Below are 1,338 nucleotides of genomic sequence, written 5' to 3'. Positions count from 1 at the left end.
GGCGATTGATCTGATCACCAAACGTCATGAATGTTCCTATCTTTTTTATCTTATTGATATCGCAATATTATTTGTGGGGATACCTCAGGGTCAGAGTACTTTATTGGCTGATTATTGTATTCATAGTAAATAAAATAAACACTTCAAGGTACATGTTGCCTCACTCGTAAGGAGTCTACTTTACTTGGACTCTATCGCTTATAAACGCTTTTTTATTACTAACTGTTATCTGGTACTAACTGGTTAAGGTGCAAAACCATCCAACCGTTAATATAAATATTTCGAGGCCGCCTAGCATCGTAAATGGCACCAGAAGTAACCAAGTCATTTACTTTTGTTTTGCTAAGCACAAGGTTATCAACACGATAGTAATTGCGCAGTAATAACGCTTTATCAAATTTCGCATGTTGACTCGGCGAGACAGGTGTTGTGTGAGCAATGTTTCCGACTTTAAAAGTAAGAGTATCATCATCAACACTAAGTAATTTCAGGGGGACATAGCGAAATCGAGCATCCGATGAAGGATCTATAGCTCTATAGTCAATATAGAAAAAGTCGTTTTTCTGAGGATTAGCTAAGACCCGCTCTTTTTCACTATTTTCAATAAATGCATTACCAACAAAGAAGAATGCTATTAGAAGAAAGCAAACAAGTTCTGCATGCAGTTTTAATAAAGCGGTCACAGGTTCAAGCTGAAAATTACCCCGCAAATAAGCTGGGTTATTATTGAATGGTAAGGCTGACATACAAACTTCCTAGCTGTTGAGTGTTTTTATACCATACCGATTATTTTTCAACCTGTCGCTTTTTCTATACATTCAAACAAGTCCACAGCATTGATCCCTCGAATAATGGGGTCAGAGTACATTTCTCTAATAAGGTATGCTGGCGAATTAGAGTACTTCTCCCACACTGTTATGAAATCACGCATAGTTAAATTCGTTTGTTAAAAAAGTACTCTGACCCCTTTATTATTTTTGTGGTGAGCTATTTATGAAATGCTTTCTGGCACTGCCTAAGCATTAAAAGCGGCCGAAGAGTAACTCGCCTTAATTCTGGGGTCAGAGTACATTTCTCTGATTTAACGGCATTGGGGGATAAGGGAATAATTATGTCCTGATGTTTAAAGCAATAAAGTACTCTGACCCCATTTTTTCTTTCTTCCAAACGCAAAAAACCCGCCGTTAGGCGGGTTTCTTTAAATGGGACCTGGCAGTGTCCTACTCTCACATGGGGAAGCCCCACACTACCATCGGCGCTAATACGTTTCACTTCTGAGTTCGGAATGGAGTCAGGTGGTACCGTATCGCTATGGCTGCCAGGAAAAACTGGTAACAA

Annotated in this window: 2 protein-coding genes and 1 rRNA gene; all 3 read right to left on the bottom strand. The window is 39.1% G+C overall.

Annotation, left to right across the window (positions count from 1 at the left end; genetic code table 11):
• Positions 1-218 precede the first annotated feature (218 nt).
• A complete protein-coding gene (locus tag MHN02_RS21460) occupies positions 219-746 on the bottom strand; it encodes a hypothetical protein (protein WP_239247974.1) in 528 nt (175 codons plus the stop codon).
• A 47-nt stretch (positions 747-793) separates the two neighbouring features.
• A complete protein-coding gene (locus MHN02_RS21455) occupies positions 794-931 on the bottom strand; it encodes a hypothetical protein (RefSeq protein WP_155279878.1) in 138 nt (45 codons plus the stop codon).
• Positions 932-1,207: 276 nt separating this feature from the next.
• Positions 1,208-1,323, bottom strand: a 5S ribosomal RNA gene (gene rrf / locus MHN02_RS21450).
• Positions 1,324-1,338 lie beyond the last annotated feature (15 nt).

Origin of the sequence: Alteromonas sp. CNT1-28 (assembly GCF_022348345.1) — a bacterium.
Classification (GTDB): Bacteria; Pseudomonadota; Gammaproteobacteria; order Enterobacterales; family Alteromonadaceae; genus Alteromonas; species Alteromonas macleodii.
Note: the sequence above shows the minus strand (reverse complement) of the source record. Positions and strands in the feature narration are given on the sequence as shown.